General features: G+C 42.4%; 13 protein-coding genes and 1 riboswitch. Of the genes, 11 read left to right on the top strand and 2 right to left on the bottom strand.

Annotation, left to right across the window (positions count from 1 at the left end; genetic code table 11):
• From C9E88_RS15460 to recJ, 8 genes are all read left to right on the top strand, one after another.
• Complete coding sequence (locus tag C9E88_RS15460) at window positions 1-1,956, top strand: 2-oxo acid dehydrogenase subunit E2 (protein WP_106984200.1); 1,956 nt, start codon at window positions 1-3, stop codon at window positions 1,954-1,956.
• Window positions 1,957-2,114: 158 nt separating this feature from the next.
• A riboswitch (yybP-ykoY riboswitch) is annotated at window positions 2,115-2,255 on the top strand.
• Window positions 2,256-2,329: 74 nt separating this feature from the next.
• Window positions 2,330-2,908: a TMEM165/GDT1 family protein gene (locus C9E88_RS15455; protein ID WP_106984201.1), complete on the top strand. Its 579-nt coding sequence runs from the start codon at window positions 2,330-2,332 to the stop codon at window positions 2,906-2,908.
• Window positions 2,909-3,101: 193 nt separating this feature from the next.
• Window positions 3,102-3,899 (top strand): oxygen-binding di-iron domain-containing protein, encoded by a 798-nt coding sequence (locus C9E88_RS15450; protein WP_106984202.1) that lies wholly within the window; start codon window positions 3,102-3,104, stop codon window positions 3,897-3,899.
• A 99-nt stretch (window positions 3,900-3,998) separates the two neighbouring features.
• Window positions 3,999-4,355, top strand: coding sequence for a YkgJ family cysteine cluster protein (locus tag C9E88_RS15445; RefSeq protein WP_106984203.1), 357 nt, complete (start codon window positions 3,999-4,001; stop codon window positions 4,353-4,355).
• A gap of 229 nt (window positions 4,356-4,584) precedes the next feature.
• Window positions 4,585-6,051, top strand: a complete 1,467-nt coding sequence (gene guaB, locus C9E88_RS15440; RefSeq protein WP_106984204.1) for an IMP dehydrogenase — start codon at window positions 4,585-4,587, stop codon at window positions 6,049-6,051.
• Between the two features lie 123 nt (window positions 6,052-6,174).
• On the top strand, window positions 6,175-7,506 hold the full coding sequence (gene glmM, locus C9E88_RS15435) for a phosphoglucosamine mutase (protein WP_106984205.1): 1,332 nt from the start codon (window positions 6,175-6,177) through the stop codon (window positions 7,504-7,506).
• Between the two features lie 14 nt (window positions 7,507-7,520).
• On the top strand, window positions 7,521-8,177 hold the full coding sequence (pdxH, locus tag C9E88_RS15430; RefSeq protein WP_106984206.1) for a pyridoxamine 5'-phosphate oxidase: 657 nt from the start codon (window positions 7,521-7,523) through the stop codon (window positions 8,175-8,177).
• On the top strand, window positions 8,177-9,880 hold the full coding sequence (recJ, locus tag C9E88_RS15425) for a single-stranded-DNA-specific exonuclease RecJ (protein ID WP_106984207.1): 1,704 nt from the start codon (window positions 8,177-8,179) through the stop codon (window positions 9,878-9,880). The genes pdxH and recJ overlap by 1 nt, the downstream gene beginning before the upstream one ends.
• Window positions 9,881-9,968: 88 nt before the next feature.
• Here the strand turns inward: recJ and C9E88_RS15420 are convergent, their stop codons facing one another.
• Window positions 9,969-10,754: a putative porin gene (locus C9E88_RS15420; protein ID WP_106984208.1), complete on the bottom strand. Its 786-nt coding sequence runs from the start codon at window positions 10,752-10,754 to the stop codon at window positions 9,969-9,971.
• A 324-nt stretch (window positions 10,755-11,078) separates the two neighbouring features.
• Entirely contained in the window at window positions 11,079-11,879 is an 801-nt protein-coding gene (locus C9E88_RS15415) for a putative porin (RefSeq protein WP_106984209.1), read from the bottom strand.
• Between the two features lie 183 nt (window positions 11,880-12,062).
• Here C9E88_RS15415 and prfB point away from each other — a divergent pair.
• The 3 genes from prfB to C9E88_RS15400 all read left to right on the top strand — a co-directional run bounded on the left by prfB (window position 12,063) and on the right by C9E88_RS15400 (window position 14,745).
• Window positions 12,063-13,158, top strand: a protein-coding gene (gene prfB / locus C9E88_RS15410; RefSeq protein WP_106984210.1) for a peptide chain release factor 2 whose coding sequence is annotated in 2 segments (ribosomal slippage) — window positions 12,063-12,134 and window positions 12,136-13,158 — 1,095 coding nt in all. Because the reading frame shifts where the segments join, the coding sequence is not laid out codon by codon here.
• Between the two features lie 155 nt (window positions 13,159-13,313).
• Window positions 13,314-13,613, top strand: a complete 300-nt coding sequence (locus tag C9E88_RS15405) for an ArsR/SmtB family transcription factor (RefSeq protein WP_106984211.1) — start codon at window positions 13,314-13,316, stop codon at window positions 13,611-13,613.
• 43 nt (window positions 13,614-13,656) lie between these two features.
• The gene (locus C9E88_RS15400) at window positions 13,657-14,745 is read left to right on the top strand and encodes an alkene reductase (RefSeq protein ID WP_106984212.1); all 1,089 of its coding nucleotides are present in this window, start codon (window positions 13,657-13,659) and stop codon (window positions 14,743-14,745) included.
• The last annotated feature ends 30 nt before the right edge of the window (window positions 14,746-14,775 follow it).

The following is a 14,775-nucleotide window of genomic DNA, read 5'->3' as shown; positions in this document are numbered from 1 at the left end:
ATGAAAATTACCACTCCTGATATTGGTGTAGATAAAGCGACAGTTGCTGAAATCTTGGTAAAAGTTGGCGATACCATCAGTGTTGACGAAAGCATTGTGCTTTTGGAATCTGATAAAGCATCAGTTGAAGTGCCTAGCACTTCAGCGGGTGTTGTAAAAAGCATTTTAGTGAATCAAGGCGACCAAGTTGCTGAAGGTGCTGTGCTGATTGAATTAGAAGCTGAAGGTCAAACTGCAGCGCCAGCTGTAGAAGCGCCTCAGGCTGCAGCTGCACCCGCTGCTGAAGTAAAAGCTGAGTCTGTAGCTCCAGTTGCAGCGCCTGCTGCTGCATCACAAACTGTTGATGTACAGGTGCCAGACATTGGCGTTGAAAAAGCCATTGTGGGTGAAATATTGGTTGCTGTAGGCGACACGATTGAAGTTGATCAAAGCATTGTGGTGGTTGAATCAGACAAGGCGACGGTAGAAGTGCCAAGCACAGCTGCAGGCGTGGTTGAGTCAATCAGCATTCAAGTGGGCGACAGCGTGAAAGAAGGCGTGGTGATTCTGCAAGTGAAGTCTGCTTCATCTGTAGCGCCAGCGGCTCAAGCTGCACCGCAACCTGCTGCTACTCCTGCACCTGTTGCAGAGGTTTCAGAAGTTGTGTCTCAAACTGTATCAGCTCCAGCAGGTGACGTAGACGTTGCAGTGCCTGACTTGGGTGTAGATAAAGCGGCAGTTGCTGAAATCTTGGTTGCTGTTGGTGACAAAGTTGAAAAAGACCAAAGCATTATTGTGGTTGAATCGGATAAAGCGACTGTAGAAGTGCCAAGCACGACTGCAGGTGTGATTAAAGCAATTCATGTCGCGCTGGGCCAAAACGTTTCTGAAGGTGTTGCTTTAGTGACAATTGAGGCTGAAGGTCAGGCGGCGCCTGCACCTGTAGTCAAAGTATCTGCTGCTCCACCAGCGCCTGCTAAAACGGAAGCACCTAAAGCGGTTGCACCTGTGGCTCAAGCACCTGTCGCTCAAGGATCAGACAAGCTGACCAAAGAGCAAAATGCTGCCAATGCCAAAGTATATGCAGGCCCAGCTGTTCGTAAACTTGCGCGTGAATTGGGTGTGGTACTTGCAGAAGTCAAAGCATCGGGTCCACATGAACGTTTAATGAAAGAAGACTTGTTTGCTTATGTGAAAACACGTTTAACTGCGCCACAAGCTGCACCAGTGGCAGCAGTCGCTCAGGTATCGGGCTTGCCAAAACTGCCAAGTTTTGATGCCTTTGGTGGGGTGGAAGAGAAAGTATTGACACGGTTACAACAAGTGTCGATTCCACAGTTGTCGTTAAACAACTACATTCCACAAGTGACGCAGTTCGACTTGGCGGATATTACAGAGCTAGAAGCTTGGCGTAATGATCTTAAAGGCAACTTTAAGAAAGACGGCATCAGCCTGACCATTATGGCATTCATTATTAAAGCGGTTGCACACCTGCTCAAAGAAGAGCGTGAGTTTGCAGGCCACTTGGCGGATGACGGTAAATCAGTATTGTTGCGTAATGAAATTCACATGGGTATTGCAGTTGCAACACCGGATGGTTTAACTGTGCCAGTACTGCGTAACCCTGATCAAAAATCGATTAAGCAAATTGCGGTTGAATTGGGTGAGTTGGGTCAAAAAGCGCGTGATAAGAAACTTTCTCCGAAAGACCTTCAAGGTGCAAACTTCACAATTTCGAGCCTAGGCGCAATTGGTGGTACTGCGTTTACACCACTGGTGAACTGGCCTCAAGTGGCAATCTTGGGTATTTCACCTGCAACGATGCAGCCAGTTTGGAATGGTCAAGGTTTTGATCCGAAGTTAATGCTCCCGCTTTCATTGTCATACGACCACCGTGTGATTAATGGTGCAGATGCGGCACGCTTTACCAATAAACTCACCAAGTTGCTTAAAGACATTCGCACCTTGTTAATTTAAAGCATGAATTAAGTCCTTCTACATCGCACTTCTTCGTTGGAAGTAGGGACTGCGAGGGATTGAAAAAGATGAACACACCTTGCTACGGCAGGGTGTTTTTACATAGGTAAATTTAATCGGCAGAAGATTGAAAATTTTCTTTCTACAGCTTAAAATGGACACACTTCATTGGGGAGTAGCCGCTGTTCAGCTTGAACAGGTGATGGTCAACATATTTGCTCTAAAACGGGCATGGTCATCATAGCAAAGAACCAAATGAGCTCCTTGTGGCTTTTCTTTTGTTGGCAAGACCTTTGATTTATCACTCTGCACATTTGGCTAGCAGGAGGGATAGGTCATTGGTATATGTTATTGCTAGCCAGAGAAATGCATCATGTTATCAGCTTTCTTTATTTCCCTCGCTGTCGTTGCTCTGTCTGAGATGGGCGACAAAACACAGCTTCTTGCCTTATTGCTGGCTGCAAAATTCCGAAAACCTATTCCTATTCTGGCTGCCATTTTTTTAGCGACTGTGGTCAACCATGGTGTGTCTGCCATTTTAGGTCAATGGATTACCACCGTATTGAGCCCTACAGTCCTACTTTGGATTGTATCTTTAGGCTTTATTGCCATGGCTGCTTGGATGTTGATTCCAGATGAGTTGGATGATGAGTCTGAAAGCATTAACAAATGGCAAAAATATGGAGTCTTTGGTGCGACCTTTGTCTTGTTCTTCTTGGCAGAAATTGGCGACAAAACCCAAATTGCCACTGTAGCTTTAGCTGCACGTTTTGACAGTATTGGTTGGGTGACTTTGGGTACGACTCTGGGCATTATGTTGGTGAATGCACCTGCCGTATTTATAGGGAATAAACTGGCAGAAAAACTCCCAATCTCTTTAATTCATAAAATTGGTGCGTTGGTGTTCTTGGTGATTGGTGTGGCTGCTTTGGCACAACATTATTTATTTTAAACATAATATATAAAAATAATATTCAATTAAATCCTGAGTTAAAAGCTCAGGATTTTTTGCTTATAAATGTGAACCAATTCACTGATATTTCAGACAATATAGTCTATTTTGCTTGTTGTAACTTTAACTAAATCTCTATATCGTAGACACATATATAAATTCAATTTTTAAAAGAAAATTTTGGGGAATTGGTATGGCTTTTGAACGTACTACATCGCAGGTCTTATTTGATAATGGCATTCATAAATGCATCAGCTTTACCAGTTTGGTTAAAGGTGAAGGTGTACAGGCCAACCAATTCCTGATCATTGATAATGGCCGTGCTGCAGTACTTGATCCAGGGGGTGACTTGACCTATGTCCCCCTGACTATGGAATTAAATAAGTACACACGCTTGACCAATTTGGATTTGGTGATGGCATCGCATCAAGATCCAGACATTATTACCTCAATGCCACGTTGGTTGGTGTATACCGATGCCAAAATTGTGGCATCAAAGCTATGGGCACGTTTCTTACCACACTTAAACTCTTCTTTTATGAGCGATCGTATGAAGGGCAACTGGTTAGATCGTCTAATTGAATTACCAGACCATGGTCAGGTGATTAGCTTGGGCGAAAGTAAGATTATTGCGGTGCCTGCACATTTCCTACATTCGGTGGGTAATTTCCAGTTTTACGATCCAATTGCCAAAATTCTATTTTCTGGCGATATGGGTGCATCGATGGTGGATGATGCATCAAAACCATTAGAAAACTTTGCTGCGCATATTCCAAAAATGAAAGGCTTCCATCAACGCTATATGTGTTCAAACAAAGTGATTCGTTTGTGGGTGCAAATGGTGCGTACTATGGACGTAGAAATGATCGTGCCACAGCATGGCACTCCATTTGTAGGCAAAACACAAATCAATCAATTCTTGGATTGGATTGAAACGCTGGAATGCGGTATCGATTTAATGGATGAAACCGTCTTTACTTGCCCAGAATAATGAACGCGGTATTCAAAGAAAAATATTGAGTTGAAAATCAGCATTTTTTAAAATTTTTCGTCCAAAAATGAATGTTTTAGATGACGAGAATAGTAAAAAATGTTGTCTCAAGTTCCAACACAGGATGCGTGTTTAAGCTGTGGCGCTTGTTGCGCCTTTTTTAGGGTATCGTTTTATTGGGCAGAGGGTTTGAACTTACCTGAGCACTATACAGAGCCAGTGACGGCCGTATATTCATGTATGGTCGGAACCAATCAAAGTTCACCGCGTTGTATTGCCCTAGAAGGTGAAATTGGTCGGCAGGTCAGTTGTGGGGTGTATAACCAGCGTAGTGAATCTTGTAAGGATGTACAGGTTGCAGATGCGCAATGTAATAAAGCACGTCGGGCTTACAATTTAATTCCTTTGGTTGCCCTGGAACCAGCACTTACTGAGCATTTTGATCAAGTGAGTTAAATTAGTGACTACAAGAGTGAAGCAAGGGCTTCACTTTTGTAACATAAAAAATTGAGTGTTTAAAAAGCAAGTGCCTTGAAATAAAGCAAGATAAAATCAATGCTTGAGAGAATAATAAAAAAATTAATGGTCACTTTTGACAAAAAAAATCTGCATTGCTTGAAATAGGCATGAATAAAAAGCAAATTTTTGTTTATAATAGCGCACGGAAATTACCAGTGAGACTGTTATGTTGACCATCGTTCAAGACGCTTTGACTTTTGATGATGTCTTATTACTCCCTGCCTACTCGACTGTCCTCCCAAAAGATGTCTCATTAAAGACACGATTCACTCGCGGCATTAATTTAAACATTCCTCTTGTTTCAGCAGCTATGGATACTGTGACTGAGTCACGTATGGCAATTGCAATGGCGCAAAACGGTGGTATTGGTATTTTGCACAAAAACATGGATATTGCTGCCCAAGCTGCAGAAGTACGCCGTGTGAAAAAATTCGAAGCGGGTATGGTGAAGGATCCTATCACTGTAACGCCAGAAACATCTGTTCGTGACCTTATCTCAATTACACAAGCCAACAACATCAGCGGTGTACCTGTTGTAAAAGATGGCAAAGTTGTAGGTATTGTGACTGGTCGTGATACACGTTTTGTGACGAACTTAGAACAGCCTGTAAGCAACATCATGACCGGTCAAGACCGTTTAGTGACTGTGCGTGAAGGCGAATCTAAAGAAAATATTCAAGCATTGCTTCAAAAACACCGTATTGAAAAAGTATTGGTTGTTGGCGAATACAATGAGCTTAAAGGCCTAATTACGGTAACTGACTTCCGTAAAGCTGAAAGCTATCCAAATAGCTGTAAAGATGACCTCGGTCGTCTGCGTGTCGGCGCTGCAGTTGGTACTGGCGCTGAAACACCAAGCCGTGTTGAAGCATTGGTAGAAGCAGGTGTTGATGCCATTGTTGTTGATACAGCGCATGGTCATTCTGCAGGTGTAATCGAACGCGTACGTTGGGTGAAAACAAACTACCCACAAGTACAAGTCATTGGCGGTAACATTGCAACTGGCGATGCTGCATTGGCTTTACTTGATGCTGGTGCAGATGCGGTTAAAGTTGGTATTGGCCCTGGTTCAATTTGTACAACACGTATTGTGGCTGGTATTGGTATGCCACAAATTTCGGCAATCGACTCTGTTGCAAATGCACTAAAAGATCAAATTCCATTGATCGCGGATGGCGGTATTCGCTTCTCTGGCGACATGGCGAAAGCGATTGGCGCGGGCGCAAGCACGATTATGGTGGGTTCTTTACTTGCAGGTACTGAAGAAGCACCAGGTGAAGTTGAATTCTTCCAAGGTCGTTACTACAAAGCTTACCGTGGCATGGGTTCATTGGGCGCAATGGCAGGCTCTACAGGTTCTGCTGACCGTTACTTCCAAGACGCTAAAGCAGGCGCAGAGAAGTTAGTACCAGAAGGTATTGAAGGTCGCGTACCATACAAAGGCCCTATGGGTAATATTGTGCATCAAATGATGGGTGGTTTACGTTCATCTATGGGTTATACAGGCTCTGCGGTGATTGAAGATCTTCGTCAAAATGCGAAGTTTGTAAAAATTACTTCAGCAGGCATGTCTGAATCTCATGTGCATGATGTAACGATTACGAAAGAAGCGCCGAACTACCGTGTAGGCTAATATTTTAGTCTGAGCAGTAGCGTAAAAAAGCCGTCATTCAACTGACGGTTTTTTTTGTTTTGGTGTAAAGTATTTCGTAATGAAAAGGATGATGCAAATCACCCATTAAGAAGTGAGACATACATGAGCTATTTTGGTACCGATGGTATTCGTGGTAAATTTGGTGTGATGCCAATTACCCCTGAATTTGCATTAAAATTAGGTTTTGCCACTGGTAAAGTCATCAAACGCCATAGTAAAAAAGCCAAACCAGTTGTTGTAATGGGTAAAGACCCGCGACTTTCAGGCTATATTCTAGAGTCTGCTTTACAGTCAGGTTTAAATGCAGCAGGTGTATATGTCCATTTACTGGGTCCATTGCCTACACCTGCAATTGCACATTTGACTCGTGCATTGCATGCAAACTTAGGTATTGTGATTTCAGCTTCACATAACCCGTACTTTGATAATGGAATTAAATTTTTTTCTAGCGAAGGTAAAAAATTACCAGATGCATTACAGGAAGAAATTAATCAAGAATTAGAAAAAGAATTGATTATTGATGATATTGCAAACTTAGGTAAGAGTGTTCGTGTAGACGATGCTCAGGGTCGCTATATTGAATTTTGTAAGTCTTCCTTTCCTTACCATTATGATTTGAATGATCTTACAATCGTTGTGGACTGTGCCAATGGTGCGGCTTATAACGTTGGTCCTGCGGTGTATCGTGAATTGGGTGCCAAAGTCATTGCTATACATAATGAGCCGAATGGTTTAAATATTAATGAAGGCTGTGGCTCTACGCATCCTGAAAGCTTACAACAAGCAGTGGTTCAGTATAAAGCTGATGTAGGTATCGCTTTTGATGGCGATGCAGACCGTGTAATTATGGTAGATCAACATGGTCAGCAAATTACAGGCGATCATATTCTGTATATTCTTGCGACCAAAGCGAAGCATAAACCGGCAGGTATAGTCGGTACTTTAATGTCCAATATGGCGCTTGAACTGGCACTTGAAAAAGCGGGTGTAGAACTACTACGTGCTAAAGTAGGCGATCGCTATGTATTACAAGGTTTAGAAGAAAAAGGTTGGGCGATTGGTGGCGAGCCATCGGGCCATATTTTAACCTTAGACAAGAGCACCACAGGCGATGCCATTATTGCTTCACTGCAAGTTTTAACAGTCATGGTTGAGCAACAAAAAGCTTTAGATGAATTGGTTGCAGATTTTAAACTCCTGCCGAATGTGTTGGTCAATGTGCGTTTAGAGGCTATGTTTGATCCATACTCAGTCCCTGCTTTAGTCACTGAATTTGAAAAAGCAGAAGCGCAATTGAAAGGCCGTGGTCGTTTATTAATTCGTAAATCAGGTACAGAACCTGTGATCCGTGTGATGGTTGAAGGAGATGACTTGGCAGAAGTTACAGCTTTGGCCAATCATTTGGCGGATGCTGTTCGTGCCAATGCTGTCTAATTGGGAGTTGTACTGTGAGTGATGTGATTAAAGACTTAAGTGAGCTTCGTCTGAGTTATCAAAAGGCAGAGTTGCATGAGGATCAGGTAAATGCAGATCCACATGAGCAGTTTTTGGCTTGGTTTAATCACGCATTAGAGGCTCAATTACCTGAGCCTTATGCAATGTCTTTGGCAACCTCTAATGCGCAAGGTCGTCCACATGTACGTACGGTCTTGCTACGTGGCGCAACCTTGTTGGGTTATGATTTTTATACCAACTATGACAGCCAAAAAGGCAATGATCTTGCTGAGAACCCGTATGCGGAATTGCTGTTTTATTGGCAAGAGCAAGAGCGTCAAATTCGTGTGAGCGGACGCGTGATTAAAATTGATGAAGCTGAGTCCATAGACTATTACCATAAGCGTCCACGTGACAGTCAAATTGCTGCGCATATTAGTACACCACAAAGTGGTGTGATTGAAAGTCGTGAAGAACTGCAAGATCGCTTTCAGCGCTTACATGATCAGGTTGAAAGTCAAACGGTACTCAATAAGCCAGAATTTTGGGGAGGCTACCGTTTACAGCCAGACCATTATGAGTTTTGGCAAGGGCGACCAAACCGTTTGCATGATCGCTTGAGCTATGAAAAAGTAGATGGTGTTTGGACACTGCAAAGACTGATGCCTTAATGCCTAAGATGTTAATTAAACATAGACCCTTATTGTCACGCCCTGAATCTTTTCAGGGCGTTGCGCCCTTTATTGCCGAAATTTTGGCACGTCGTGGTGTTAGGTCGGAACAAGAATTAGATTTAAAGCTTAAATTTTTACTCGCCCCTGAAATGAAAGGGCTCGAGCAAGCTATTCAGCGCATTGATCAGGCCATAGACCAGCAGCAGAAGATTGTGATTGTTGGGGATTATGATGCGGATGGTGCGACAAGTACGGCACTGATGGTCTTAGTACTTCGTCAAATGGGTGCACAGGTTGAGTATTTAGTCCCAGACCGTTTTAAATATGGTTATGGCCTAACGCCTGCGATTGCTGATTTGGCATTTTGTACTTATACCCCAGATTTACTCATTACGGTCGACAATGGTATTTCCAGTCATACTGGTGTAGCGCAAGCACAGGCGCATGGCATGCAGGTGATTATCACAGATCACCATTTAACCACTAAGCCAACGCCTCATGCAGAAGCAGTAGTCAATCCGAATCAGCTAGGTTGCCCATTTCTAAGTAAAGCCTTAGCAGGTGTTGGGGTGGCTTTTTATGTATTGGCCAATTTGGCGACCCACCGTAAAAAGCTCGGAAAATCCACTGCAGCTGTGGTGCAGTATTTGGATTTGGTCGCTTTAGGCACTTATGCCGATGTCGCAAGCCTCGATTATAATAATCGAATTTTAATTGATGCGGGCTTAAAGCGCATCCAGCAAGGGCAGTGTCGCCCAGGTATTACTGCGTTATTAGATATTGCTGGGCGTGATCCAGCAAGCCTTAAAGCGCAGGATCTAGGTTTTGTGCTTGGGCCACGGATTAATGCGGCTGGCCGTATGGAAACGATGGACATCGGCATTGAATGTCTATTGGCGCAAGATTTGAATCAGGCCTATGCTTTGGCGCAGCAACTGAATCAATTGAATGTTGAGCGCCGTCAAGTTGAAGGTAAAATTAAGCAAGAAGCTCTGGCTGAGCTAGAGACGATTCAACTCGATATACAAGACTTGCCTTCAGCGCTTATTATGTATGAACCCCATTGGCACCAAGGTGTGATTGGGATTGTCGCAGGACGTTTAAAAGAGCAGTTCCATCGACCGAGTATTGTCTTTGCTTCGGATGAAGATGGCTTGCATATTAAGGGCTCAGCGCGTTCAATTGAGGGCATTCATATCCGAGATTGTATAGAGCAAATTGCCGAGCAATATCCGCATTTGATCAGTCATTTTGGTGGACATGCTGCTGCTGCAGGCTTAAGTATTTTAAAAGAGCATTTTGAAGAATTTAAGCAATTTTTTGAGGCCTTGATGGCCACACAAGATGAACAGCTATTTCAAGCAGTTTTGTGGACTGATGGTGAGCTTCCTGATTATGCTTTTCATCTTGAAACGGTCGATCTTTTACAAAACTTAAGCCCTTGGGGGCAAAAATTTCCTGCACCCATTTTTGATGGGATGTTTAAGGTGGTTGACTATCGCTGGCTGAAAGACACCCATTTAAAACTACGTTTGGCGCTGGCTTCAGGGCAAGTGGTTGATGCGATTGCTTTTAATGCTGCGGATAAATATCAGTTTGATCCTATGCAATCCGAGCTTCGTATAGTGTATGAGCTGGATAAAAACACTTTTAATGGCGTGACTAATTTACAGCTCAGAGTTCTGCATTTGGAGCAGTAATGGGGTAGGGCTAAATCACTGTACATTTAATTAAGTACAAAAAAACCGCTCTTAAGAGCGGTTTTTTTTGTGGAGAATCTAATTTGAATTAGAAGCGGTATTTTGCTGCTACGCCAAATGAGTTGTAATCATTTTTACCAGCTTCACCAAATCCAACACGGCCTTCTAGGCTGACTTGTTGATTGATGAATTTACGTGCATTAATGCCTACTTCGCTTTGATCAGTAAGATCATTGTTGTAGTAATCAGCACCTACACTGAATGTTTTGTCGATGAAGTAATCTGCTTTCACATTAAATTCATCTAGGTCACCAAATGACGCGCCAGCTTCTAAGTTGATGTCTTTACCATTGCTTAGTGTTGTTACGTATTTGGCACGAATTGTTGGATCTGCACCGCTGTCATTGTCGTTATCATAACCTTTCACACCCGCAGCAACTAAGAAACCAGGTGCTGGAAGGTAACCCACTTCAGCTGCATAATAAGTGGTGTCAAAGTCACGTTTGCCAAGTGGTGTTTTAACTTCTAAATTATTACGGCTGATGTCACCGCTTAAGTAAAAGTCAGAGTTTGGCACGAAGTATTCAATGCCAGCGCCGTAAGTGTTGTCGTCTACATCACCACGATCTGCAAATGTTGCATGTGCATTAACATTGCTTGCGCGGTCAAGGAACGCAGCTTCTGCAAGTGGTGCGTTACGTGTTTGAACAGGCTTAAAGTAATATTTACCATTTACACCGAATTCGCTACCTGAACTACCATTGTCTGGATCAATATAGGCTGCTGACGCGCCAACTTCTGCTTGGTATGCATGAGCAGTACCTGTAATTGCAACAACTGAAAGTAGTGCTGAAGCAAGTGCTAATTTTTTCATGGATCATACCCCTCTGAAATTTGCCTTAATAAATACATTTTTTGTTACAAGTTTCAGTCTAGAGAAATTTTCAGCCCCGTCAAATTTTAGAAAGTTACAGAAATGTTTCCACGGTAATTTTATGTAAAATATGTTCACTATCTTTTTGAATATTAATGTAAAAAATATAATGTTTAGTTTTATTAAAATTAAGGATTTTTTGTGAATTTCATTGTTTTTGTTTGTTTTTTAATCTTTATTGTTGGGGGTATTAGATGTGTTTAAGAAAAAAGACGCGTCTAAAAACGCGTCTTTTTTATACAATCTTATTGCAAATTTAGAAGATTAGAAGCGTAAAGTTGCATTGATGTTGTAGGTGTTTAGATCATCACCAAAACCAACTGCGCCGCCCACAGCAAAGTTTGGATTGATGAAGTATTTGCTACGAATCAGGAAGGTATCTTCATCAGCAGTATTGTTGCCGTAGTCGATAGATTCATAACCCACACCTAGGCTTAGAGCAGGGTTAATGTAGTAATCAGCACCTAAACGAACTTCGTCAATATCCCCAAACTCAGCGCCAGCTTCTAGATTAATCGATTGGCCATTGCTTACTGGTGCTACATATTTTGCTTGGATGGCAAAACGAGTGTCATCAGAATTTGGAAGGTCGGTATTGTAGCCATCAATCCCTGCAGCCAAAAGCAAGTTTGAAATTGGCATATAACCAGCAAGCGCGCGGTAAGTGAAAATATCATAGTCTTTTTTCGGTGGCTTAACTGATTCTTGACCATAACCGAGTTCAGCATTGACATAAAATTGATCGACAAAGTACTCAATACCAGCTGTGAAAAGGTTGGTTTCATCTTTAGGTGTTTGGCCTAATATTGTATTGAGTTTGGTGAAGTCGTAAGCATAGCCTAAATAAACATTGCTGTTATGGCCTAAGAACGCTGCTTCATTTAAAGGGCCTTTCGCGTTGACATTGTCGAAGTAGAAAGTGCCTTTTAGTTCAAATAAGCCAGAAGTATCTACAGCATTGCTATCATAATCACGGAATGTATAGCCCCCTTCAACTTGGCCATTATAAGCAAAGCTTGTACTTGCTAAACCCATTAAACCCAATGCGATGAATAATTTATTCATTATTTATTATCCTAGTTTTGTATGTAAAAAAAGTGCAGCAAATGCTTCAAAAGCGTGCGTATTGTTTATAAAGTAAGCACCAAAGTCAATCGATGATTCGCATGTTGGGGCTGAAATTGCATAAACGGTCTGTGCTATAATTGCGGGCTATTTAAGCCAAAATTTTGATTTGAGAGAATTCACGTGGAAATTAATCCTTATCTACTCCAGCTAAAAGACTTGAACGAACGTGGTCAAACGCTACGGGGGTATCTTTGACTACGATCTAAAGAAAGAGCGTTTAGAAGAAGTTCTCCGTGAATTAGAAGACCCAGCGATTTGGAATGACCAAAGTCGCGCACAAGCAATGGCCAAAGAAAAAGGCGAGCTTGAAAATGTCATTAATGTGCTTGAAGGTTTGTCTGAGCAATTAGATGACGCACAAGCCATGCTGGATTTGGCTGTTGAAGCTGAAGATGAAAGCTTATTGGTGGATGTACAAGCAGAATTAACCACTGCTGAAGAAGAGCTTGCAAAATTAGAATTCCGTCGTATGTTCAGTAATCCAATGGACCCGAACCCTTGTTATGTCGAAATTCAAGCAGGTTCTGGTGGTACGGAGGCACAAGACTGGGCGTCTATGCTACTACGTATGTACTTACGTTGGATCGAACGTCATGGCTTTAAAGCAGAAGTGATGGAAGAGTCTGATGGTGATGTGGCAGGGATTAAATCTGCAACGATCCGTGTAGAAGGTGAGTATGCATACGGTTGGTTACGTACTGAATCTGGTGTACACCGTCTCGTTCGTAAGTCACCATTTGACTCAGGTAACCGTCGTCATACTTCATTCTCTGCAGTTTTCGTTTCGCCTGAAGTGGATGACAATATCGAAATTGATATTAACCCTGCGGATGTTCGTACAGATACTTACCGTGCATCAGGCGCGGGCGGTCAGCACATTAACAAAACTGACTCTGCGGTACGTTTGACGCATGCGCCAACAGGTATTGTGGTGGCATGTCAGAACCAGCGTTCACAGCACGCCAACCGTGACCATGCTTGGAAACAATTACGTGCAAAACTCTATGAATTAGAGATGAAAAAACGTAACGATGCAGCACAAGCTTTAGAAGACACCAAGTCTGATATTGGCTGGGGCAGTCAAATCCGTTCTTACGTTTTAGATGACTCGCGTATTAAAGATTTGCGTACCAGTGTAGAAAGCTCAAATACAGGTGCGGTATTGGATGGCGATTTAGATAAGTTTATTGAAGCTAGCTTGAAGCAAGGGCTTTAATTTAAATCTTATTTAAAAACAAAGCGTTTTCAGTTTGTTTACAATATATTTAAAAAAATCGATATTAAAATCGAAAAAATACGATATATTGGTTGTAGAAGCTGAATAACGCTTTGCGCTGCTTTTATTATGAATTCATTCAACCGGTCTGAATCATGGATATCGATTTAATTTTTAAAGCGCTGGCAAACCCAACCCGAAGGCAGATTCTGGAATGGTTAAAATCTCCAGAGCAGTTTTTGTCTGAAGAACAATGTGGCGGTTTTAACCGTGGGGTGTGTGCAGGCAATATTGAAAAACTCGGTAATGTTTCGCAGTCGACTATGTCTAATCATTTGTCGGTACTGCAACAGGCTGGTTTAATCAAAGCAGAAAAATACGGGCAATGGTCGTATTTTTCACGCAATGAAGCTCTTATTCAGCAATATATTGATTACTTACAAAACTCACTTTGATCTCAAAAAAACGATTTCAATATCCGTGGGTGAAGAGGCGACAATGGCTGAATTTAACACTCCTTTAATTCTTGGCGATTTATATCTTAAAAACCGTGTGGTGATGGCGCCTTTGACCCGAAGTCGTGCAACGGCTGACCGTGTGCCAACCGATATGATGGCGCAGTACTATGCGCAACGTGCAAGTGCGGGTTTAATTATTTCCGAAGCGACAGTAATTTCAGAAGAAGCCAATGGTTATTTAAATACCCCAGGGCTATTTAATGATGCACAAGTACAAGGCTGGAAGAAAGTGACTCAGGCCGTGCATGACCAAGGTGGCTTAATCGTGGCCCAGCTTTGGCATGTGGGGCGTGTATCGCATCCTGACTTACTCAATGGCGAAACGCCTGTAGCGCCAAGTGCTGTACAGCAAGCAGGTCATGTCAGTCTACTGCGTCCAAAACGTGAATATGTATTACCACGTGCCTTAGAAATTGCCGAAATTCAAGCGATTGTTGAACAGTTTAAACAAGCGGCCATACGTGCAAAAGAGGCGGGTTTTGACGGTGTAGAACTACATGGTGCTAACGGTTATTTAATTGATCAGTTCTTGCAAACAAAAACCAATCTTCGTACTGATGAATATGGTGGTCCTGTCGAAAACCGTGCACGTTTGTTGCTAGAGATTGTTGATGTACTGATTGAAGTTTGGGGTTCAGGCCGTGTAGGTGTGCATTTGGCACCACGTGGTGACGAGCATGATATGGGTGATGATGATCCACGTGAAACCTTTGGTTATGCATTGGAACAGTTAGGTCAGCGCAAGATCGCGTTTTTCTTTACTCGTGAATATTTGGCAAATGACAGTATAAGTGAATATTTAAAACAGCGTTCAGGCGGTGTGCCATACATTGCGAATATGAAATTAAGTCGTGATGATGCGATTGATTTACTTGAAAAATCGAAAGCAGATGCGGTGTCTTTTGGTAAAGCCTATATTGCCAATCCTGATTTGTTTGAACGTTTAGTTCAAAATGCACCTTTAAATGAACTGGTTTTTGACAATATGATTGGTTCGCAAACAGCAGAAGGCTATATTGATTATCCAAGTTTGCAGGATAAATTTGGTGCAGGTCAGGCACACAACTAAATCCGTGAGCTGTTATCGAATCAAATAGAT

It is taken from the genome of Acinetobacter cumulans, assembly GCF_003024525.3.
Classification (GTDB): domain Bacteria; phylum Pseudomonadota; class Gammaproteobacteria; order Pseudomonadales; family Moraxellaceae; genus Acinetobacter; species Acinetobacter cumulans.
The sequence above is the reverse complement of the archived record's forward strand: the minus strand, read 5'-3'. Positions and strand labels throughout refer to the sequence as shown.

Coding starts and splice junctions, on each gene's coding strand:
- C9E88_RS15460 (WP_106984200.1), top strand. CDS start 1: ATGAAAATTACCACTCCTGATATTGGTGTAGATAAAGCGACAGTTGCT.
- C9E88_RS15455 (WP_106984201.1), top strand. CDS start 2,330: ATGTTATCAGCTTTCTTTATTTCCCTCGCTGTCGTTGCTCTGTCTGAG.
- C9E88_RS15450 (WP_106984202.1), top strand. CDS start 3,102: ATGGCTTTTGAACGTACTACATCGCAGGTCTTATTTGATAATGGCATT.
- C9E88_RS15445 (WP_106984203.1), top strand. CDS start 3,999: ATGTTGTCTCAAGTTCCAACACAGGATGCGTGTTTAAGCTGTGGCGCT.
- guaB (WP_106984204.1), top strand. CDS start 4,585: ATGTTGACCATCGTTCAAGACGCTTTGACTTTTGATGATGTCTTATTA.
- glmM (WP_106984205.1), top strand. CDS start 6,175: ATGAGCTATTTTGGTACCGATGGTATTCGTGGTAAATTTGGTGTGATG.
- recJ (WP_106984207.1), top strand. CDS start 8,177: ATGCCTAAGATGTTAATTAAACATAGACCCTTATTGTCACGCCCTGAA.
- C9E88_RS15420 (WP_106984208.1), bottom strand. CDS start 10,754: ATGAAAAAATTAGCACTTGCTTCAGCACTACTTTCAGTTGTTGCAATT.
- C9E88_RS15415 (WP_106984209.1), bottom strand. CDS start 11,879: ATGAATAAATTATTCATCGCATTGGGTTTAATGGGTTTAGCAAGTACA.
- C9E88_RS15405 (WP_106984211.1), top strand. CDS start 13,314: ATGGATATCGATTTAATTTTTAAAGCGCTGGCAAACCCAACCCGAAGG.
- C9E88_RS15400 (WP_106984212.1), top strand. CDS start 13,657: ATGGCTGAATTTAACACTCCTTTAATTCTTGGCGATTTATATCTTAAA.